This window comes from Planococcus soli (genome assembly GCF_016881065.1).
Taxonomy (GTDB): Bacteria; Bacillota; Bacilli; order Bacillales_A; family Planococcaceae; genus Planococcus; species Planococcus soli.
Genome location: NZ_WXYN01000011.1, coordinates 119,922 through 139,245, shown reverse-complemented (window position 1 = coordinate 139,245; position 19,324 = coordinate 119,922). Strand labels below are relative to the sequence as shown.

21 protein-coding genes, 1 other RNA gene and 1 riboswitch are annotated in these 19,324 nt (G+C 44.6%); of the genes, 4 read left to right on the top strand and 18 right to left on the bottom strand.

Annotation, left to right across the window (positions count from 1 at the left end):
* Nucleotides 1-31: 31 nt before the first annotated feature.
* The 9 genes from GJB59_RS05200 to GJB59_RS05160 form a co-directional block, all read right to left on the bottom strand.
* A complete protein-coding gene (locus GJB59_RS05200; protein ID WP_142828923.1) occupies nucleotides 32-700 on the bottom strand; it encodes a methionine ABC transporter permease in 669 nt (222 codons plus the stop codon).
* Nucleotides 693-1,718: a methionine ABC transporter ATP-binding protein gene (locus tag GJB59_RS05195; RefSeq protein ID WP_142828921.1), complete on the bottom strand. Its 1,026-nt coding sequence runs from the start codon at nucleotides 1,716-1,718 to the stop codon at nucleotides 693-695. Before GJB59_RS05195 ends, GJB59_RS05200 begins: the two co-directional genes overlap by 8 nt.
* Nucleotides 1,719-1,805: 87 nt before the next feature.
* A riboswitch (SAM riboswitch) is annotated at nucleotides 1,806-1,910 on the bottom strand.
* A gap of 33 nt (nucleotides 1,911-1,943) precedes the next feature.
* A complete protein-coding gene (locus tag GJB59_RS05190) occupies nucleotides 1,944-2,270 on the bottom strand; it encodes a thioredoxin family protein (RefSeq protein WP_142828919.1) in 327 nt (108 codons plus the stop codon).
* Between the two features lie 5 nt (nucleotides 2,271-2,275).
* Nucleotides 2,276-2,614 carry a ribonuclease M5 gene (locus tag GJB59_RS05185; RefSeq protein ID WP_142828917.1) on the bottom strand — a complete coding sequence of 113 codons (339 nt, stop codon included), beginning with the start codon at nucleotides 2,612-2,614 and terminating at the stop codon, nucleotides 2,276-2,278.
* A 249-nt stretch (nucleotides 2,615-2,863) separates the two neighbouring features.
* Nucleotides 2,864-3,244 carry a glycine cleavage system protein GcvH gene (gene gcvH, locus GJB59_RS05180; RefSeq protein ID WP_142828915.1) on the bottom strand — a complete coding sequence of 127 codons (381 nt, stop codon included), beginning with the start codon at nucleotides 3,242-3,244 and terminating at the stop codon, nucleotides 2,864-2,866.
* Nucleotides 3,245-3,323: 79 nt separating this feature from the next.
* Nucleotides 3,324-3,677: an arsenate reductase family protein gene (locus tag GJB59_RS05175; protein WP_142828913.1), complete on the bottom strand. Its 354-nt coding sequence runs from the start codon at nucleotides 3,675-3,677 to the stop codon at nucleotides 3,324-3,326.
* 106 nt (nucleotides 3,678-3,783) lie between these two features.
* Nucleotides 3,784-5,565, bottom strand: coding sequence for an acyl-CoA dehydrogenase FadE (locus tag GJB59_RS05170; protein WP_142828911.1), 1,782 nt, complete (start codon nucleotides 5,563-5,565; stop codon nucleotides 3,784-3,786).
* Between the two features lie 366 nt (nucleotides 5,566-5,931).
* A complete protein-coding gene (locus tag GJB59_RS05165) occupies nucleotides 5,932-7,107 on the bottom strand; it encodes an acetyl-CoA C-acetyltransferase (protein ID WP_142828909.1) in 1,176 nt (391 codons plus the stop codon).
* A 28-nt stretch (nucleotides 7,108-7,135) separates the two neighbouring features.
* Nucleotides 7,136-9,520, bottom strand: a complete 2,385-nt coding sequence (locus tag GJB59_RS05160; RefSeq protein WP_142828907.1) for a 3-hydroxyacyl-CoA dehydrogenase/enoyl-CoA hydratase family protein — start codon at nucleotides 9,518-9,520, stop codon at nucleotides 7,136-7,138.
* 210 nt (nucleotides 9,521-9,730) lie between these two features.
* On the opposite strand from GJB59_RS05160, the gene GJB59_RS05155 reads away from it, so the two are divergent.
* The 3 genes from GJB59_RS05155 to GJB59_RS05145 all read left to right on the top strand — a co-directional run bounded on the left by GJB59_RS05155 (nucleotide 9,731) and on the right by GJB59_RS05145 (nucleotide 11,211).
* On the top strand, nucleotides 9,731-10,051 hold the full coding sequence (locus GJB59_RS05155) for a thioredoxin family protein (RefSeq protein WP_142828905.1): 321 nt from the start codon (nucleotides 9,731-9,733) through the stop codon (nucleotides 10,049-10,051).
* Nucleotides 10,052-10,202: 151 nt separating this feature from the next.
* Complete coding sequence (locus GJB59_RS05150; protein ID WP_142828903.1) at nucleotides 10,203-10,667, top strand: STAS domain-containing protein; 465 nt, start codon at nucleotides 10,203-10,205, stop codon at nucleotides 10,665-10,667.
* A gap of 28 nt (nucleotides 10,668-10,695) precedes the next feature.
* Nucleotides 10,696-11,211, top strand: a complete 516-nt coding sequence (locus GJB59_RS05145) for a C39 family peptidase (protein WP_142828901.1) — start codon at nucleotides 10,696-10,698, stop codon at nucleotides 11,209-11,211.
* On the opposite strand, the gene GJB59_RS05140 is transcribed toward GJB59_RS05145, so the two are convergent.
* A complete protein-coding gene (locus tag GJB59_RS05140; RefSeq protein ID WP_142828899.1) occupies nucleotides 11,189-12,088 on the bottom strand; it encodes a 5'-3' exonuclease in 900 nt (299 codons plus the stop codon). The two genes, GJB59_RS05145 and GJB59_RS05140, sit on opposite strands and share 23 nt — an antisense overlap.
* 79 nt (nucleotides 12,089-12,167) lie before the next feature.
* Nucleotides 12,168-13,664 (bottom strand): glycine betaine uptake BCCT transporter, encoded by a 1,497-nt coding sequence (locus GJB59_RS05135; protein ID WP_142828897.1) that lies wholly within the window; start codon nucleotides 13,662-13,664, stop codon nucleotides 12,168-12,170.
* A 599-nt stretch (nucleotides 13,665-14,263) separates the two neighbouring features.
* Here GJB59_RS05135 and GJB59_RS05130 point away from each other — a divergent pair.
* Nucleotides 14,264-14,728 carry a hypothetical protein gene (locus GJB59_RS05130; protein ID WP_142828895.1) on the top strand — a complete coding sequence of 155 codons (465 nt, stop codon included), beginning with the start codon at nucleotides 14,264-14,266 and terminating at the stop codon, nucleotides 14,726-14,728.
* A 46-nt stretch (nucleotides 14,729-14,774) separates the two neighbouring features.
* On the opposite strand, the gene GJB59_RS05125 is transcribed toward GJB59_RS05130, so the two are convergent.
* The 7 genes from GJB59_RS05125 to smpB form a co-directional block, all read right to left on the bottom strand.
* On the bottom strand, nucleotides 14,775-15,542 hold the full coding sequence (locus GJB59_RS05125) for a SurA N-terminal domain-containing protein (protein ID WP_142828893.1): 768 nt from the start codon (nucleotides 15,540-15,542) through the stop codon (nucleotides 14,775-14,777).
* 476 nt (nucleotides 15,543-16,018) lie between these two features.
* Complete coding sequence (locus tag GJB59_RS05120) at nucleotides 16,019-16,495, bottom strand: GNAT family N-acetyltransferase (RefSeq protein ID WP_142828891.1); 477 nt, start codon at nucleotides 16,493-16,495, stop codon at nucleotides 16,019-16,021.
* Nucleotides 16,467-16,988 (bottom strand): GNAT family N-acetyltransferase, encoded by a 522-nt coding sequence (locus GJB59_RS05115; RefSeq protein ID WP_142828889.1) that lies wholly within the window; start codon nucleotides 16,986-16,988, stop codon nucleotides 16,467-16,469. Before GJB59_RS05115 ends, GJB59_RS05120 begins: the two co-directional genes overlap by 29 nt.
* Before the next feature lie 152 nt (nucleotides 16,989-17,140).
* Nucleotides 17,141-17,317, bottom strand: coding sequence for a sporulation protein Cse60 (locus GJB59_RS05110; RefSeq protein ID WP_142828887.1), 177 nt, complete (start codon nucleotides 17,315-17,317; stop codon nucleotides 17,141-17,143).
* 586 nt (nucleotides 17,318-17,903) lie between these two features.
* Nucleotides 17,904-18,053: a hypothetical protein gene (locus tag GJB59_RS05105; protein ID WP_185960085.1), complete on the bottom strand. Its 150-nt coding sequence runs from the start codon at nucleotides 18,051-18,053 to the stop codon at nucleotides 17,904-17,906.
* A gap of 355 nt (nucleotides 18,054-18,408) precedes the next feature.
* Nucleotides 18,409-18,762: a transfer-messenger RNA gene (ssrA, locus tag GJB59_RS05100) on the bottom strand.
* An 85-nt stretch (nucleotides 18,763-18,847) separates the two neighbouring features.
* Nucleotides 18,848-19,312, bottom strand: coding sequence for an SsrA-binding protein SmpB (gene smpB, locus GJB59_RS05095; RefSeq protein WP_142828885.1), 465 nt, complete (start codon nucleotides 19,310-19,312; stop codon nucleotides 18,848-18,850).
* Nucleotides 19,313-19,324: the final 12 nt, after the last annotated feature.

Sequence of the window (19,324 nt, the reverse complement as noted above, 5' to 3'; positions counted from 1 at the left end):
ATGTGTTATTTATAGAACGGAAAATCCGTTTTTACCGTTTGTCAGCTTTAATTGTGACTAAATCACCAATATATTGAATGATAAAGACAATAATTAAAATTAAGATTGTTGCCATCAATGTGACGTCTTCACGACTTCGTTGGAAGCCATCTAGGAAAGCAAGTGTACCAAGACCACCTGCGCCGATAATTCCTGCCATGGCTGTATAGCCAACTAATGCGATAGCCGTAACTGTAATACCAGAGATTAACGCGGGTTTCGATTCTGGTAATAATACTTTCCAAATAATTGTGCCAGTTGTCGCGCCCATTGACCGAGCTGCTTCAATGACGCCTTTATCGATTTCTTTTAACGCGATCAAGACCATTCGCGCATAAAATGGAGCTGAACCAATTATCAATGCCGGTAAAGCTGCATTAGGTCCACGAATTGTTCCCATAAGTAATAATGTTAATGGGATTAATAGAATGATTAAAATGATAAATGGAATCGAGCGGAATACGTTGACGAATGCGCCAGTTAACCAATTGACCACTTTGTTTGCCCATAATTGCTTAGGCGCTGTCAAAAACAACAGAATCCCAAGTGCTAACCCAATAATAAATGTAAATAAAGTCGATATCGTCGTCATGTAAAGTGTTTCAAGAGTGGCTTCCCACATGCTGTCCCAGTCTACGTTTGGGAATAATGATTCAATCATTGTCCATCACCTCCGCTTGGACATCTTCTAAACGAAGGAATGCCAATGCTTCTTCAATTTCTGCTGCTGAGCCTTTTAACTGCAAAATCAGCGTGCCGTAAGCTCCTCGCTGCGTGTGCGAGATGTTGCCTTGGACAATGTTAACTTCGACAGAATGGCTGCGTATCAATTTTGTCAGGATTGGCTGCTCGGTTTGATCGCCGACAAAAACCAATTTCACCAGTTCACCTGTCGGATACAATTCCCGCAGATGTTTGATTGTTTCCTGTGAATCGCCGGAATCGGTCACTTGTGCTACAAAACGCTTAGTGATTTCTTCTTTCGGTGATTGGAAAACATTCAGGACGTCGCCGAGTTCAACAACCCGGCCGCCTTCCATGACTGCCACACGGTGGCAAATTTTTCGGATGACATGCATTTCATGCGTAATCAAAACAATTGTCAAGCCTAGACGCTTGTTGATATCCACCAGCAAATCCAGGATGGCATCGGTAGTTTCCGGGTCGAGTGCAGAAGTTGCTTCGTCACATAACAGGACTTCCGGATCATTTGCCAATGCACGGGCAATGCCGACGCGCTGTTTTTGCCCCCCTGAAAGTTCCGAAGGATAAGCATTTTCACGGCCAGTCAAGCCGACCAGCTCGATCAGCTCCTGCACCCGTTTGCCACGCTGTGCTTTTGACACTCCTGCAATCTCCAATGGAAACTCAATATTTTCTTTTACTGTACGGGACCACAGCAAGTTGAAATGCTGGAAGATCATGCTGACTTTTTGGCGGGCCTTGCGCAATTCTCCGCCTTTTATCGCTGTAATGGTCTGTCCGTTAATTTCCACTGTCCCTGAAGTCGGTTTTTCCAATCCATTCAATAAACGGATCAAAGTACTTTTACCAGCTCCACTGTATCCGATGATGCCGAATATCTCACCGTCGGAAATGGATAAATCGACTTCGTCAACAGCCGTAAGAACTGCCTTACCCGTATCAAACTTTTTCGTCACTTTTTTTAACTCAATCATTCTTTGAACACCCCTACATTCTAAAAAATAAAAACCCTTCCGCGCAGAACTGAGCAGAAGGGCAAACGTATATATACGGAAACCAATCTCTCATCTTCCAAAGCTTTCGCTTCGTGTGATTTGGCACCATTTCATTTTCATGACGGTTGCCGGGCTTCATAGGGCACTTCCCTCCACCACTCTTAATAAGAGTTCGATATGAAATTATTTAATCAGAATCTCAATTTACCACGATGGGCTATATTCGTCAACAGATTTCAACTTGCTATATAAATTTGGGACCGATTGGAAAGCGTAAACTTTTTCCTTGATTTTGCCATCTTCTGTAATCAGCAGGCACGGCACACTTTCCACTTGGTATAAGCCTGCGATTTCCTGGACATAATTTAAGTTTGCTTTGCCCATCTGCAAGTCAGGCAGCAATTCTTCTACCACGTTCAACATCTTCGAAGCCACTTGGCAGGTTCCGCACATGGGCGTGTATAGATAAAATGCCGTGATGTGTTTTGTATTCTTTTCTTTGATCCAGTCTTTATGCGTCCATTCCTTCATCTTCTTCATCCCTCTATCAATAGCTTATTGACCTGGACATTCGCTGCGATGAGCACATCCATCAAGATACGGAGCGGCGTTGCAGCAACTTCCTTATAGCTCCGGTTGACATAAAAATGGCGGGCTTCGGGAAATTCACGTTTGACCAGCTTCCGCAACTTTTCTCCTGAAGGGTCTGCATCCACTAATATGATGATATCCTGGCCTTCGTATGGCAACAGTAATTCTTCCAGTCTCGATGCACTTACTGTACCATTTGTGCAAAGAATCGTCACGGGTTCTGCAATGAGCGGTGCAATCCTCGACTTATCGCTGATTCCCTCGACCACGATCACCTTTCCCATAAACACTCACCCCATCGGCTATAGAATAAGAAAAGTCCTGTTATTCAACTATACTAATTTTGGCTGAACTTTCAAGAAAAGCAGCTTGATACGGAATATCTGGCCACCCTTTTTTTAATGCACCGGCAGCTTAGTTTGTCATTTTAAAAATAACAATGATTTCAGCTTTCGTCTATTTTCTCATCTTATTGGAAGCATCAAAAGAAACATGGACAAAAAAAAGCGCCAAAACATCGGCGCTTTCCAGGATTACTCATTAATCATTTCTTTGTATTGGTCTGCAGTCATCAATTCGTTGACTTCTTCTTCTGAAGGGGCTTCGATAACCACCATCCAAGCCTGTTCGTAAGGTGACTCATTGACGAATTCCGGGCTGTCTTCAAGCTCAGAGTTGACCTCGACCACTTTGCCGCTGATGGGTGCATATAATTCCGAAACCGTTTTAACGGATTCAACACTGCCGAAGGGCTGGTCTTTTTTCAATTCGTCGCCAACTTGCGGAAGCTCGACAAAAACGATATCTCCCAATTCAGCCTGTGCAAAATGGGTGATTCCGATACGTGCATTGCCGTCTTCGATTTTGACCCATTCATGTTCTTTTGAATAACGAAGTTCTGCTGGTGTGCTCATCTTGACCCCTCCAAATTATGTAGTCTATTCAATTTCAGTTTGACATAAACAGCTGTGAAACACAAGATGGCGCGGAGTACTACAACCAGCTGTTTTGATAGTCTTCTTCCTTAAACCCAAGCGTCACCCGTTTGCCATCCCAGGCGAGCGGCCGTTTGATCAGCATGCCGTCTGAAGCCAGGAGCTCTAGTTGCTGCTGTTCGTTCATGTCCGACAGCTTGTCTTTCAGGCTCAGCGAACGATAAACCAAACCGCTCGTGTTGAAAAATTTTTTCAATTCCAATCCGCTTGCCTGATAGATCTCAGTCAACTGTTCTTTTGTAGGTGGATTTTCTGCAATGTGGACTTCACTATATTCCACATTATTCTGTTCCAGCCAGCTTTTCGCTTTTCGGCAAGTTGTACATTTCGGATATGCATAATATGTAATCAATTTGGAACCTCCTTTTTTTCAAGCTTACCAAAAAGAGAGAGATCGGTCGACGAATAAAAAAAGGGCAAACCCAAAGAGCTCGGGTTTGCCTGTTTTTCAGCATCTATTAAACGACGTATTTCTCGACGTCAATCAGCTTGACAGCCGCTTCGCGTTTTTTCGCAATGACGTTATAAGGCGTTGAACGAGTCAATTTGCGCAATGCTGAAAGCATCATGCGCTGGTTATCGCCTTCGATGGCAGCAATCAATGTTTCTTTCGCATCCTTTTCGATCTGATCAAATGCTTCCTGGCAGTAGATCTGTGTGTACAGCAGTTTCTGCTTGGCTTTTTCTTCACCTGATGCAGCAATCGCCTTTTCTGTACGCAGAACTACTGATTCCATTGCAAAGACGTTGCTGACGATGTCTGCGATGTTAACAAGCACTTCCTGCTCCGCTTCCAATTTCGTACCGTAAGTCTGAGCCGCAAGCCCGGCTGCCAGCAATGCAATTTTCTTCGCATTTTTCACCAAGTATTTTTCCTGAGCCAATGCTTCTGTGCCCACTTCTTCCGGCATCATCATCAACAGCTCTTCTTGAAGCTGCTGCGCATGCTGCAACAATGGCAGTTCGCCTTTCATCGCTTTGCGCAATAGAGTTCCCGGAACAAGCAAACGGTTGATTTCATTTGTTCCTTCAAAAATACGGTTGATGCGTGAATCGCGGTAAATGCGCTCAATTTCGTATTCCTGCATAAAGCCGTAGCCCCCGTGCAATTGGACGCCTTCGTCCACAATATAATCCAATGTTTCCGTACCGAAGAATTTATTAAGTGAACATTCCACTGCGAATTCAGCAATCGAGTCGGCAACCAACTTGCCGTCTGCATGCTGCTCATCCGTAAATCCGCTCATGCGGTCTTCGAACAATCCAACTGTGCGGTAAACCGAACTTTCAACGGCATATAATTTAGAAGCCATTGTCGCCAATTTCTCGCGCGTCAAATTGAATGAAGAAATCGGCGTCTTGAACTGCTGGCGCTGATTTGTATAAGGAATCGTCAATTCCATGGCGCGCTTGGAAGCACCAATTGTGCCGACTCCCAATTTGTAGCGGCCGATGTTCAGGATGTTAAACGCAATAATATGGCCGCGTCCTGCTTCGCCCAACAGGTTTTCCACAGGAACTTCAGCGTCCTGCAAGACCAATGTCCGTGTAGAAGAAGATTTAATGCCCATTTTCTTTTCTTCCGGCCCAACAGATACGCCAGGGAATTCGCGTTCTACGATAAAGGCCGAGAATTTGTCACCGTCAATTTTTGCATAAACCACGAAGACATCCGCAAATCCGGCATTAGTGATCCATTGTTTCTCGCCGTTCAAGACGTAATGCGTTCCTGCTTCGTTCAGTTTGGCTACTGTTTTCGCACCAAGTGCATCCGATCCTGAGCTCGGCTCAGTCAATGCGTATGCTGCAATCATTTCGCCTGTCGCCAAGCGCGGCAAATAGCTTTGTTTTTGTTCTTCATTGCCGAAAAGAACGATCGGCAATGAACCGATGCCAACGTGTGCGCCGTGAGTGATCGAGAAGCCGCCTGCTTTGGACATTTTTTCAGCAATCAGCGCAGAAGCGATCTTATCCAACCCTAAACCGCCGTATTGTTCCGGAACGTCTGCACCCAAAAGGCCAAGTTCTCCAGCTGTTTTCAACAAACGGACTGAATGCTCGAACTCGTGGTTTTCCAGGTTTTCAACGACTGGCATTACTTCCGTGTTGACGTAATCCTCCGTCGTCTTGGCGATCATTTTTTGCTCTTCCGTAAAATCTTCCGGTGTGAACACACGTGACAGATCTGCGTCTTCGATTAAGAAGCTACCGCCTTTGATCAATGTTTTTGATTGTTCCATTTTGTATTCCTCCTATTTTGTAATTGCTTATATGAATATGCTTTAAGTTGCGCAAAAGAATTATCATTTTTAATCCGCTTCGGTCGCTTTGGGCATGGCTCCCGCAAAAAGCCAGGTAAAGTACACCTGTCTTCTTGCTTCGCCTAGCCCCTGGACGCGCCGGCGCTAGTAGTCACATCTCTAAATAAAATCCTCTAATTCTTCACTCTCTAATAGAGTACAGTTTGAAACTAAGAAGATTGAGCGGAAGGCGGTGACTCCTGGGGGATCGCGCTAGCTGCATGACCCGCATCCTGCGGGCCCGAAAGCGTCCTCCTGAAGCGATTTCTTCAGACCTACTCTACTCTTTAGTTCTGAAATCTATTTCTACAGCATTTCAAAGACGCCTGCTGCGCCCATTCCTCCACCGATGCACATGGTGACGACGCCGAACTGTTTACCTTGGCGTTTCAATTCGCTCATCATGCGAATTGTCAGGATTGAGCCGGTCGCGCCCAGCGGATGGCCAAGTGCAATGGCTCCTCCGTTGAAGTTGACTTTGTCGATATCCAAACCAAGCGTCCGGATGACACCAAGCGACTGCGAAGCGAACGCTTCGTTCAATTCCCAGACGTCAATGTCGTCGATTGTCAATCCAGCCAATTTCAAAGCTTTTGGAATCGCGACAACAGGACCGATTCCCATGACTTCCGGCGGTACGCCGCCTGTTGCGAATGAACGGAATTTAGCGATTGGCTTTAAGCCCAGTGCTTCTGCTTTTTCACGGTCCATGACCAGCAAGGCACCGGCACCGTCAGACGTTTGCGAAGAGTTTCCAGCGGTAACTGTTCCGCGTGCCGAGAAGGCAGAGCGCAATTTGTTCAAGGTTTGAATGCTGGTGCCGTGGCGTACGCCTTCATCCATTTCGAACATAAAGGATTTCTCCTGGTATTTATTGTTTTCATCTACATATCGTTTTGTCACTTCGACCGGAACTACTTCTTCATTGAAGTGGCCGGCTGCAATGGCCGCTGCAGCTTTTTCATGCGAGCGGACTGAAAATGCATCCTGATCTTCACGGCTGATGCCATATTGAGTCGCCACTTGTTCTGCCGTATGGCCCATGCTCATATAGTATTGAGGTGCTGTTTCAGCTAATTTTGCATTGGGGCGGATGACGTTGCCCATCATCGGCACCATGCTCATCGACTCCACACCGCCTGCAATGATAGCTTCCGCTGAACCGACCATGATGCGTTCTGCTGCATAGGCGATCGATTGAAGTCCTGAAGAACAGAAGCGGTTGACGGTGACGGCTGATACCGTATCCGGCAATCCTGCAAGTGCTCCGATATTGCGGGCGATATTCATGCCCTGCTCTGCTTCCGGCATGGCGCAGCCCATGATCAAATCATCAATTGGCCCATCGTATCCGCCTGCCCGCTGTAGCGCTTCTCTAACAACCAATGCCCCGAAATCATCCGGACGTACAGTCGCTAAAGAGCCTTTTGCCGCTTTTCCGACCGGTGTTCGAGCACTGGCCACGATTACTGCTTCACGCATGTAAATTTCCTCCTTTTATGATCAACGATTAATTGCGTAATGGTTTTCCTTTGACCAGCATATGCTGCATGCGCTGCTGGGTTTTCGGTTCAGCCACTAGGCTTAAAAATGCCTGGCGTTCGAGGTCAAGCAAGTACTGCTCATCCACTTTCGTACCGTATGGAACTTTTCCGCCTGACAGGACAAACGCCAGTTTTTTGGCGATTTTCAAGTCGTATTCACTGATATAGCCAGAAATGAACATGCCTTCTGCCCCCAGTAACAGGGTCGCGTAGCCAGGTTCGCCAGTGACTGGCACTTTTTCACGCAATGGCGCTTGGTAGCCATTTTCATAGAGCGACAGAGCCGCTTGCTTTGCATCATAAATCAAGTGATCGCTATTAACGCTGATGCCATCTACGAAGTTCAGGAAGTTGGTTTCACGTGCTTCTTCTGCTGAAGTCGAGACTTTGGCCATCGCAATCGATTCGAAGACTTTGCTGGCAATGTTCTGATAGTCCACGGTCACGCCATGCGGCAAGCCTTTCAACTGCTTCATATAAAGCTCTTTGTTTCCGCCGCCGCCAGGAATCAGCCCGACACCCGCTTCCACTAATCCCATGTAGGTTTCCATTGAAGCTTGGATGTGCGCAGCCGGCAATGCCACTTCTGCCCCGCCTCCAAGCGACATGCCAAACGGCGCAGCTACAACTGGTTTGTTGCTGTATTTGATCTTCATCATGGCATTTTGGAAGGTTTTGATTGTGAAATCAAGTTCGAAAATATTGTCGTCTTGTGCTTCCATCAGGATCATGCCGAGGTTGGCACCCACGCAGAAGTTTTTGCCTTGGTTTCCGATGACAAGCCCTTTGAAGTTTTTCTCTACTTCGTCCACTGCAAAATTGATCATTTGCATGATGTCCAAGCCGATGGCATTTGAGCGGGAATGGAATTCCAGCAAGGCAATTCCGTCGCCAAGATCAATCAGGCTTGCACCTGAATTCGATTTGATGACGCCATGCTTTTTCTTGTAGCGCTTCAAGTCGATGACTTTTTCATTGACCGGTACGGGCTGGTAGCTCGTGCCGTCAAAGAAATGAAGGTCACCATTTTCTTCTTTATAGAAGGTTTCGTTTCCGCTGTCGAGCAAAGCCTGCACGAATGCAGGAACCGGATGTCCCTCCTGCTTCATTTTCTCTACTGACTTTTTGACGCCGATTGCGTCCCACGTTTCAAAAGGCCCTTGTTCCCAGCCAAAGCCCCATTTCATGGCATTGTCGATTGCCACGATGTCGTCTGCAATTTCTCCAGTCAGTTCGGCCGAATAGCGCAATGTCGGAGCGAATATGCTCCAAAGCAGCTCCCCCGTCCGGTCTTCTGCATAGACAAGCGTTTTCATTTTAGCTGCCAGGCCTTTTTGCTGCTTGGCCATTTCCTGTGAAGGCGTTTTCAATTTACCGGCTGCGCGGTACTCCAAGGTTTCTGGATCCAGCTCTAAAATCTCTTTATCTTTTTTCAAGAAGAATCCTTGTCCTGATTTTGCTCCGAGCCAACCATTTTGAACCATCTTGGCCATGAATTCCGGGGCTCTAAACACTTGTTGTTCTTCACCTGAAGTTTGGTCATAGACATTTTTGGCTACGTGCATAAACGTATCGAGCCCGACCACATCTAAAGTGCGGAAAGTTGCTGATTTCGGACGGCCGATCAATGGTCCTGTTACCGAGTCCACTTCGCCGATTGAATAGCCGCGCGCCATCATTTCACGCAAGGTCACCAATAAACCATATGTGCCGATCCGGTTAGCGATAAAGTTTGGCGTATCTTTGGCGATTACTACGCCTTTGCCTAAACGGTCTTCGCCGAAGATTGTCATAAACTCTACCACTTCCGGGGCAGTAGTATTCGCAGGAATCACTTCAAGCAGTTTCAGGTAGCGCGGCGGATTGAAAAAGTGGGTTCCCAGGAAATGCTTGCTGAAATCGTCTGAGCGCCCTTCCACCATCGCGTTGATGCTGATGCCTGATGTATTGGAAGAAATGATGGTGCCGTCTCTTCTGACGCCATCGATTTTTTCGTATAAGGATTTTTTTACGTCAAGGTTCTCCACAATAACTTCAATGATCCAATCAACGTCTTTTAACTTTTCCAGATCGTCTTCCAGATTCCCTGGTGTGATCAGCTGAAGATTCTTTTTCGCGGTTAGTGGAGCCGGCTTCTGCTTGAGCAGTTTCTGGATAGAACCGGCTGCAATCCGATTGCGCACTGCTTTGTCTTCAAGAGTTGCGCCTTTTGCCTGTTCTTCCTTAGTCAATTCACGCGGGACAATATCAAGCAATAGTACAGGTATTCCAATATTTGCAAGGTGCGCTGCAATTCCCGAACCCATAACACCTGAACCGAGTACAGCCGCTTTTCTAATTTGGTAAGCCACTAGCAAACCCTCCTTGAATTTTTGAATGAATACTCATTCATTTTTTAATTAAAAAAAATAGAACGTTCTCTATGTCCTTAGTGTAAGTTATATTTTCTTTTTTCGCAATATTTAATCGTTAAAAATTCCCTTAAATTTTCAAGAACAAATTCTTTGCGATTTAGCCAAAGCACGGTAAACTGAAAGAGAACCTATAAGGAGGCAATACAAATGAAATCAATCGTTACAAACGAACAATTCACTGAAGTTATAAATGGTACACAACCGGTAATCGTGAAATTCCAAGCTGGCTGGTGCCCAGATTGCACGCGCATGGATATGTTCATCGACCCGATCATCGAAGAATTCAACCAATATCAATGGGTTGATGTCAACCGCGATGAGCTGCCAGACCTTGCTGAAAAATATGACGTTATGGGCATACCGAGCCTGCTGATCTTTAAAGACGGCGAAAAAACAGCTCATCTTCACAGTGCCAACGCTAAATCACCCGAATCAGTAACTGAGTTTTTGAACGACCAAAACGAGTAGGCCCCTGCCTGCTCCTTTTTTTCGCTCCAATTAAATTGAGTTGTTGCGGGATGGCCAATGATACTAGGCTGCCCGGCTCATCTATCCGAAGGGATAGCTCGGTCTACTCAATTTGCACTTGCCTATTACTAACTACTCCGGAGGTATATAAATGGATTCACAGCAAGAAATTAAAGAGTTAAAAGAGCAAGTGGTATATTACGAAAAACTGATTAAGAATATGTCAGCCCCTATCATCCCATCAATTGTTCCGAGAACCATTCTAGTTCCGATCGCCGGTTTCATTTTTCAGGACCGCTTTGATATGATCCGCAGCAAGGTTTTAAAGTATGCGGAAAAGCACCGGGATACGGAACGTGTTGTTTTCGACTTTACAGGTGTGACGGCGGACGATATCGCCGAATTTGACTACAACGGGTTGGCCAGTGAACTAAGCCAATTAAATTCAGCTTTGAGCTTGATGGGACTGCGAGCAATTTATGCAGGCTTTAACCCCCTCTTTGTTCGTGAAATCGTCCATGCCGGAATTCAGGTGGAGCTGGAAGTGTATACGACTTTCCGAATTGCTTTGCAGCAACTGCTTACTGAAAATGATCAATTGCTGTCCAAACGTTAAGGCTGTTTAGATTCAGGAGGTGGCTGCAGTGAAGAAACTGATTGCTTTTCAAGGACTGTCCCAGCACGATGAGGCTATCCTCAAAAAATACCGCTCTTCTGCCTGTGGACCTGTTACTGCGGCGTCCATTCTCCAGTTTCACGAAGGGCTGGAAATCGGCACCAATGAGCTGTACCGGCTTCTTGGCGCGACCCCCATCGGCTTATTTACCTGGAGGCTGCTAAGGAACTTTCACAAAATTGCTGGACCACGCTATGAAGCAGTAAAAGTTCGGAACATCGAAGAAGTGAAGGAAGAATTATTAGCGGGTCGGCCGCTTGCCATGAAGTTCGACCGGTATTTCACCCTTCAATGGTTTACAAAACCGGCTTATAGCTACCACTGGGTGCCCCTGATCGGCTTTAAACAGGAAGGTGGCGAACTGCTCCTCTATATTCACGACAACGGACAAAAAAACCGCCCCAGCAAAATGCGGACGGTTTCTTATTTGGAAAATCGTAAAGTGCTGACCTTTGTAAAGATTATGCCCAAGGATCGGCAGTGATGCCAACGTCTTTCTCCAGTTGTTTGGCAAGCAGCAGCAATTGCTGGTCACGGCACAATTGAATATGATCTTGGGTGTAGGAAGAAACCGCTAGTTTCTCCAAGGGCACCTCCAACTGGATGTCACATTTGATGACAGCCAGTTTTTTTGATAGCAGCAGCATTTCTTTATGCTCGTCAATTTTCTTTTTCTGCGCGGGTTTTAACTCATCTGTGGCGTCGAGGACACCGTCAGTTGAACCGTAATTTTGAATGAGCTGAAGCGCAGTCTTCGGTCCGATCCCTTTGACTCCCGGATAGCCATCGCTCGGATCGCCCATGAACGCTTTGACATCCGCGAATTGTGCAGGCTGTATGCCATATTCTTCGACGAACCGCGCTTCTGTGTAAACATCGTAAACATGAAATCCTTTTTTCATAAATGCAATATTGACCGAAGGCGTCAGCAGCTGAAGCATATCCTTATCACCGGTAATAATCGTGAAATCCACCTGGTCCTGCCATTGCTTGGTGAAAGAGCCGATAAAATCATCCGCTTCAATTCCAGCTTCGCCGTAATTTTTCCAGCCAAGCTGCTCGGAAACCAATTGGGCCAGATCAAACTGGTGCATCATGTCTTCCGGAGGGGCCGGACGGTTAGCTTTATAGCCGTCGAACAGATCTGTTCTGAACGTCCGTGCTCCCATATCCCAGCAAACTGCCATGTGAGTCGGCTTCATCATTGTTTTAGCGGCCAGTACGTGTCTGGCAAATCCCTGTACGCCATTTGTTGCCAAACCTTCAGTCGTCCGGAAATATTGTCCGACAGCCGATGTTGCGAAAAATGACCGGAACAGCAGCGCCATTCCATCCACTAATAATACGTGCGGTTTTTCCATACTCCAAATCCTCCATCCTGTTATTGCCTGACATCCATTATACCGCTTTTCCAATGAAAAAACCGCCGAAGCGGCGGTTTTAACGTTTGCGTTTTATGGCTTTGTATTCAATATTCAATGCTTTGTAGAAGGATGCCATCATCAGCAGCATGATGATCGAGAACGGGAATGCCGCAATGATCAGCACGGTCTGCAATGTATCAAGCCCGCCAGTTGACAATAAGATAACAGCGATTGCCGATTGGGCAATCCCCCATGTCAATTTCACTGAATTTTGCGGATGCAACGAACCGCCTGTTGTCTGCATTCCAAGAACAAATGTCGCAGAATCGGCAGAAGTGACGAAGAACGTTGTAATCAGGAAAATCGCAATGACTGACAGCAGAACACCCAGAGGCAATTCAGCAAAAACCGCGAACAATGTCTCTTCAGTCAACAATCCTGTCAGATCCACACCACTGTTTTGTACATCGATCGCCGTTGTACCAAAAGCAGCGAACCAAAGAAAGCTGATAAAGGTCGGAATCATCAAAACGCCTAATAGGAACTGGCGAATTGTCCGTCCTCTGGATACGCGTGCAATGAAAATACCAACGAATGGTGCCCAAGATATCCACCAAGCCCAATAGAAGATGGTCCATCCATCGATCCAGGCGCGGTTTTCACCATCAATAGGACCTGCACGGAAACTCATCTCAACCAGGTTCTGGAAGTACGTGCCGATTGTATCGGTGAACATGTTCATAATCAATAGGGTTGGTCCAAGGATAATAACCGCCAGAAGCAAGACCACTGCCAGCACCATGTTGGTGTTGGACAGATACTTGATCCCTTTGCTCAAACCAGACCATGCCGAAATCATGAACAGAACCGTTACAATGGCGATGATGATCAATTGAACGATGAAATTGTCTCCCGGTATGCCGTCAAATAAGAAAGCCAGGCCTCCATTAATTTGAATAGCACCAAAGCCCAGAGTAGTTGCGACACCAACAACTGTTGCAAAAACAGCAATAGCGTCAACAAGTGTCCCCCATGGCCCCTTCATCTTGTCACCGAACAAAGGTTTCAAGGTTGCGGAAACCAATCCGGGTTCCCCTTTTCGGAACTGGGAATAAGCAAGTGCCAACGCCACTACGGCGTAAATAGCCCATGCGTGAATTCCCCAGTGGAAAAAGCTGAAACGCATTGATTCACGCATTGCTTCTGCGCTTCCAGGTTCTGCAGTTGCCGGGTCAATCGCAAAATGCGACAACGGTTCTGCTGCTCCCCAGAACACAAGACCGATTCCCATTCCTGCTGAAAACAGCATGGCAATCCATGTCCCAAATGAAAACTCGGGCTTGTCTGTGTCTTTGCCTAATTTAATTTGCCCCATCGGACTGATAAGGAAAAATAGACAGAATAAAACCATGATGGAAACTATCAATAAATAATACCATCCAAACGAAGTTGTCAGGAATGATTCTATATTCCCGGTAACTTCTGCAAAATTATCGGGTGCAAATGCGCCATAGCCAATGGCCAATAATACGAGTGCAAGAGCAATCCAAAAAACATTGGTTACTTTCTTCATATAGTACCCCTCCTTTTTCTTTTTTGTTCCGCTTCAACGCCCAGCAAGACCCCCACTTTTTATAGCGGGAGCCCCCTGACCGTTAAAGACCGAATTGATCAACTAAAAACCAGCGGCGAATGAAGAACCCCACTGAACTGAAGTTTCTCTTTATCACAAGTGTAAAGGATACGGAAGATTTCCTGTCCTGTCAAACCTGCTGTCCCTAAAAAGCCTTGGGAAAATCCAAAAATAATTTTACTGAAAATTCGACATACTGATGCCCTTTTTGTACGGATCAACCAAATCGTTTTCATTTAGAAAACATTTCTTTGCGATAAGACCGCTGCAGGCAGGTGCTTCGCAGGCATACGGCTTAATTTCCAAGGGCAGCCGTTTTTTCGCAAAGCAGCATGAAACCACTGTTTAAGCTGAACAAGTCCGGCCTTCGGAACTTTTAAAATTAAATTTTATTTATCTGTCAGTAACGGAAGAAATCAAAGACAATTGCATAGAACTGTTATATGCCCAAATATTAGGGTAGCTTAAAAATATACAGGAAATCCAAAACTTACTCTCGGGCTTTTCATTTACCCCATCAAACTTGTGAGGAGGCTGCCATGACATTGACTCACCGACGCGAAAAAACGATCCTGCTGATAAAGGCATTATCTTACTTTTCTTTGTTCATCTTGTTGTACTATATGATTTACAATTTAAAAATTTTTCCGGGAGTTCTTGATTACAGTGAAACGGAAACACGATTTGCCCTGCAGATTGGTCATTTAAACCAGGAAAACTATCGGTTCAGCAAGGAGCTATGGGATACGGGCGATTACTTGCGGTTTGCCTTGTTGAAAAACGAAATAGATTTCATCCACAACATTCTGCTGGTCATCGTATTTGCCGTTCCTGTCTGGCTGTTTTTGTTTTTTGAACGGCATCGCGTTTCCTTTTTCGCGATCAGCCATCACTTTAAAACGGTGGTTTTTGCAGCACTTCCTCTCGCCGCTTTGCTTTGCCTGATCTATATTTACATTATGAAGGTTGAGGAAGTAACAGAAAAAATCTATCAGATAGTATAAATTAGACAGAAAAAAACCAGATCCACGGGGATCTGGTTTTTTCTATTTATAGATTGATTGTAACATCTGCATCTTCACGAAGCTCCGCGACCAAGGTTTGGACAGCTTCTCCCTCTTTTTGCACTCTAAGCTGTTCTTCAAGCTCAGGTTTTACTTCTTCGAACGCTGGAAGAGCTTCACCTCCGGCCTCTTCTTGCTGAGCCTGTGCTTCATCATAAAATGTCTGAAGTTCTTCATCTGTTGGATTGATTTCGCCGGTCTCGCTTGCAACCAGTTGATCTACTTTAACTTGTGCTTCCACCTGCTCCATCACCTCATCTTCAGAGACACCCTGCTCTTCAAGTGCAGCTAAAAACTCCTCTGATGATTCAAGTCCGTTTTGCTGGGACAGTTCTTCTAAAGTTGTATTGATCTGTTCTTCTGACGCAGTAATCTCCTGGTTTTCAGTTTCTTGAACAAGCAATTCCTGGGCGACTAAACTTTCCGCCACCTGCTCTTTTAACTGAGCCTGGTCAACTTCCTGTCCAGACATTTGTGCCTGCATAGCCATCTGCTGGAATTGTCCCGTATAAGCCGATTCAAATTCTGCTTTCTCGATGGCTTCGCCATTTACTTCGGCAACTACATCAGGAATGCCTTCCAAATCAGGCTCCGGCATTTCCGGCTGTTCTGCAGTCTCGCCTTCCTCATCTGTTGCAACTTCCTCTTGCGGCGTCTCTTCACCAGTTGTTTCTTCTGCAGTATCATCTCCACAAGCAGCTAGTGCTAACATGGATCCTCCAAGTGCTATTGTCAAAAACCATTTTTTAATCATGAGTAGTCTCCCTTCAAACATAATGTCCGTTATTGTAGCATACTCAATCCAACTGTAATACCAAAAACCATTGACGGACATCGGGAATGGACAAAAACACTTGATTTCTTCGCTGTATATCAGCGTTTCGGCCATTTAAAGTTGCTAAAAATCACTTTGGCATCATTTTGCTGTTTTAAGTAAATACTATTGCATACAAAGAAAATCTGGGATTTCTTGAATAATAGCTCAGAAAAAATTATGCACTTTGCAGCGTTCACATTAGACTGCCGATTCCCCACTGTGATCCATTTAATAACAGTTCCAGCAAGCAGCCTTTGAACGAATGGATCAGCATATAGTGCACAGCTCCACTGTCAATGCTTAGGGAAACTTATCGCATTCTGAAAACAAGTTTTGCTTTTCCACACTTCCGGCACATGGTGGATTTCCCCCTTTATTCTTATCCATTGCTCTTAATACCTTTCAACACCCAGCTAATATTTTTTCACCATAGTAACAAACTCGGCAGCAGCATTACTGAATCGCTTGTCTAAGGTGAAACCCAGTTTTTCATACAGACGAATGGCCCTTTTGTTGAATGCAGCAACAGTCAGCCGAATTGGCAGCTGCTGATGAGTTTCTTCTATTATAGAATGGAGGATAAATCGACCAAATTCCTCACCATCCCCTTTGCCGACTAGTGCTGGATTCATACCCAGTCCCACATCAATACACTGCTCTTTATAAACTTCATAGCGGTTTGCAGACGGCACTTGGGCACTTTCTCCGGTACAGAAAAAACCGACAGTTTCTTCCTTTTCGTTCAAAACTGTGAAATATGCTTTATTGAGTAACTCTGCCAATTCCGAGTCACAGATCTCATTGTTATAGAAATCATAGGGAGGTTCGTATTGCCAACTCAAGATTTCTTGCGCTGTCTCTTTATTCATTTCCGCCTTTAGCAGCTTCATGTGCTACGCTCCTTGTCCTTATTTCCATTAACCAGCCCGTTCCGCCTTTCACTTTTTTCACTTTAACAAATCCGCATTTTTCATAGCACCGGATGGCTCTTGCATTGGAAACGTCGGGATCTAAAACGATGATATCTGCTCCAGTCTGTTGATATAAATTCGTGAGAAATTTGGTAATCATAAGCGTACCTAAACCTTGATTATGGTATTGTGCAGCACCAATAAACTGATCAATGCCGTACACATGCAGGGTGTCTTGGTACCCAAACTCTTTTTGTACTTCTCTAGTTATTCGATAGTATTGAATAAAACCTATAGGTTCTTTTTCCAGTTCTACTATGTATGGATAGATCGGAACATCCCCGGTTATTCGCGGCCCGTATTTGCGCTGAACTTGTTCCAGTGTAAAGGGAGCGTTAATATCCCCAAAGAATTCCAAAACTGCTGGTGTGCTTAACCACTCAGCCATGACTTTGTAGTCGTTGTGGGACATTTTTTATTGTTTATGAAACCAATTATAGTTGTACTCAGCCAACTCCATTTGTGGTTTCAGCTTTGGCATTTTGGCATTATTCTCCCTCCCTCTTTTATATTTTAAAACTTCAAATGATTGATTTTTAAACATGATCATAGAAGGTACGAGAATTAAAATACATTGTCTTTTGTAGAAACAGTTGGTTTGTATATCACCATCGCACTAAAGTAAAAAATAGGCGCAGTAAATTTTATGTCGATAATTTCCAGAGTAGTGTCTTCAAGAAATTCATTTATTTTCCGGTCTATACTTTTTTCGCTATATCCATAGAAAGTTTTAACTCTCATTTGAAACATCTCCTTTAAGTTTTTTTCATACTAAATATACGGTTGAAACTCTTTCAAGTTTCATTGTTTTCGAAAGGCTGTGCCAGTTTAAAGTTCTCAGCACCTGCACTTCCGAGAGCTAGTAGCTTTGTTTGCTCAATCCAGAGCGGCTGCAAAGAAAATCACTATATAATAAGAGAACAAAAAAAACGCCAAAACCCGTAAAGGTTTTGACGTTTTTATCTCACTATGGAGACGGCGGGAGTCGGACCCGCGCCCAGAAACTCCGCTACTTAATCGTCTACGCGTGTAGCTTGCTTAGAAAAGTTTAATGCCTCAATCAATGGGACTTACAGCCGCAAAGGTTTTAGGCATTTCCATACTTATTTATTTGACGGTTTTACTTACCAGGTAATATAGCCTATTAACGGCCTTAGTCCAAAGCTCTTTTAATTTTTTGTATATATCAATTGATTTCAAAATAAAAAAAGAACCATCAGTTTCCAGACAAATTCAAGCGTCAATAACACCTCGTCCTCGATTGGAAAAAGTCTTTCGAATAAGAAAAGCATAGGGAGATGTTAGTCTTCCTATGTTCTCATTCATACTATTTATCTGTTTGTTCTTGCTTCTTTTTCAAATACTCATTACGTATTTTTTCAAGTTGTTGCTTTTTATCAAATTTGGCAGGCTTGTGCTTTTCATGATACTTTGTCACAGCTGCCTGTCCTTTGCTATCCAATCCGAATTTCCCCATTTTTCCCACCTACTTTTCTTGTCTCTAAAGAGAATCTATCTAGCAAATATAACATACCTTATTTTACTGAAGTAAACCTTATTGGATTCTTGCTAACCTTACATATAAAGAGGAAATAGTAATGTCGGTTCTTTCATTTTTATTCTTCTTTGTAAAAATATCAATTTCTTCTGACGGAATGGAAAAAATATCGTGTTTTTATCCATAAAAAAACCTCCTAATTCAAATAAATTAGAAGGTCATTTGAAACAAATTCGTAAGGACGTTTATTAGGGAGTTTTCACCTTAATTTAACTCCCCATTAATATCCCTAACTTCTTAAAACTTAATACCACTGCATTTAGCAGCAATCTCACTATGGAGACGGCGGGAGTCGAACCCGCGTCCAGAAACTCCGCTACTTGAGCGTCTACGCGTGTAGCTTATTCATTAGGGTTTCATGCACCATTCTGCCAATAAGCAGGCGTCCTGGGCACTAATCTGTGAATCTCTCCCGTTTGCCTCAGATGGCAGCAAACGTTGTATCCCACTAAAGTTGAGCTTTACCCAGCCACATGGGCGATGGATAGATAAAGCAGATCCGAGCTTACGCTGCGAATGCTAGGTTTTGGTTTGTTTTGCCAGTTGTTATAAATACGTTGATGACGGAGCCGATCCTCCGACGCGCGACCCAAGCCCAGATCATCCCTGTCGAATCCGTAACGTCCCCTTATTAAAAAGAGACACGGAAGATGAATAAACAGCTTCATGTGCTATATCCCTATTATAAGACAACATTGGTCAGACTTCAAGCTCTAGCGGTTGTATTCTTTTATGGCACGGTCAATTTGCCGTTTCGCATCTTTTTTCTTCAAGTCTTCCCGTTTGTCGTAGTTCTTCTTCCCTTTGCCGACACCGAGCAGAATTTTGGCAAAGCCGTCTTTCAAATACATTTTCAGCGGAATGATTGCAGAGCCCTGCACTTTTGAATGAGCCTCTAAATCCGTGATCTGTTTTTTGTGCAGCAGCAGTTTCCGCGACCGTGTCGGATCGTGGTTAAACTGATTGCCCTGATCATAAGGGCTGATGTGCATATTGGAAATCCAGGCTTCGCCGTTGCGGATCCGTACAAACGATTCCTTCAACTGGACCTTGCCGTTTCGTGCCGATTTTATTTCTGTCCCCTGCAAGACAATTCCTGCTTCGATCGTTTCTTCAATGAAAAAATCGAAACCGGCTTTCTTGTTTTGGGCAATTACTTTGCCTTCTCCTTTGGCCATGCGGTTTCACCT

Excerpts from the sequence above, each read along its gene's own strand:
- GJB59_RS05200 (WP_142828923.1), bottom strand. The coding sequence starts at position 700 with ATGATTGAATCATTATTCCCAAACGTAGACTGGGACAGCATGTGGGAA.
- GJB59_RS05195 (WP_142828921.1), bottom strand. The coding sequence starts at position 1,718 with ATGATTGAGTTAAAAAAAGTGACGAAAAAGTTTGATACGGGTAAGGCA.
- GJB59_RS05190 (WP_142828919.1), bottom strand. The coding sequence starts at position 2,270 with ATGAAGGAATGGACGCATAAAGACTGGATCAAAGAAAAGAATACAAAA.
- GJB59_RS05185 (WP_142828917.1), bottom strand. The coding sequence starts at position 2,614 with ATGGGAAAGGTGATCGTGGTCGAGGGAATCAGCGATAAGTCGAGGATT.
- gcvH (WP_142828915.1), bottom strand. The coding sequence starts at position 3,244 with ATGAGCACACCAGCAGAACTTCGTTATTCAAAAGAACATGAATGGGTC.
- GJB59_RS05170 (WP_142828911.1), bottom strand. The coding sequence starts at position 5,565 with ATGGAACAATCAAAAACATTGATCAAAGGCGGTAGCTTCTTAATCGAA.
- GJB59_RS05165 (WP_142828909.1), bottom strand. The coding sequence starts at position 7,107 with ATGCGTGAAGCAGTAATCGTGGCCAGTGCTCGAACACCGGTCGGAAAA.
- GJB59_RS05155 (WP_142828905.1), top strand. The coding sequence starts at position 9,731 with ATGAAATCAATCGTTACAAACGAACAATTCACTGAAGTTATAAATGGT.
- GJB59_RS05150 (WP_142828903.1), top strand. The coding sequence starts at position 10,203 with ATGGATTCACAGCAAGAAATTAAAGAGTTAAAAGAGCAAGTGGTATAT.
- GJB59_RS05140 (WP_142828899.1), bottom strand. The coding sequence starts at position 12,088 with ATGGAAAAACCGCACGTATTATTAGTGGATGGAATGGCGCTGCTGTTC.
- GJB59_RS05135 (WP_142828897.1), bottom strand. The coding sequence starts at position 13,664 with ATGAAGAAAGTAACCAATGTTTTTTGGATTGCTCTTGCACTCGTATTA.
- GJB59_RS05130 (WP_142828895.1), top strand. The coding sequence starts at position 14,264 with ATGACATTGACTCACCGACGCGAAAAAACGATCCTGCTGATAAAGGCA.
- GJB59_RS05125 (WP_142828893.1), bottom strand. The coding sequence starts at position 15,542 with ATGATTAAAAAATGGTTTTTGACAATAGCACTTGGAGGATCCATGTTA.
- GJB59_RS05120 (WP_142828891.1), bottom strand. The coding sequence starts at position 16,495 with ATGAAGCTGCTAAAGGCGGAAATGAATAAAGAGACAGCGCAAGAAATC.
- GJB59_RS05115 (WP_142828889.1), bottom strand. The coding sequence starts at position 16,988 with ATGTCCCACAACGACTACAAAGTCATGGCTGAGTGGTTAAGCACACCA.
- GJB59_RS05110 (WP_142828887.1), bottom strand. The coding sequence starts at position 17,317 with ATGAGAGTTAAAACTTTCTATGGATATAGCGAAAAAAGTATAGACCGG.
- GJB59_RS05105 (WP_185960085.1), bottom strand. The coding sequence starts at position 18,053 with ATGGGGAAATTCGGATTGGATAGCAAAGGACAGGCAGCTGTGACAAAG.
- smpB (WP_142828885.1), bottom strand. The coding sequence starts at position 19,312 with ATGGCCAAAGGAGAAGGCAAAGTAATTGCCCAAAACAAGAAAGCCGGT.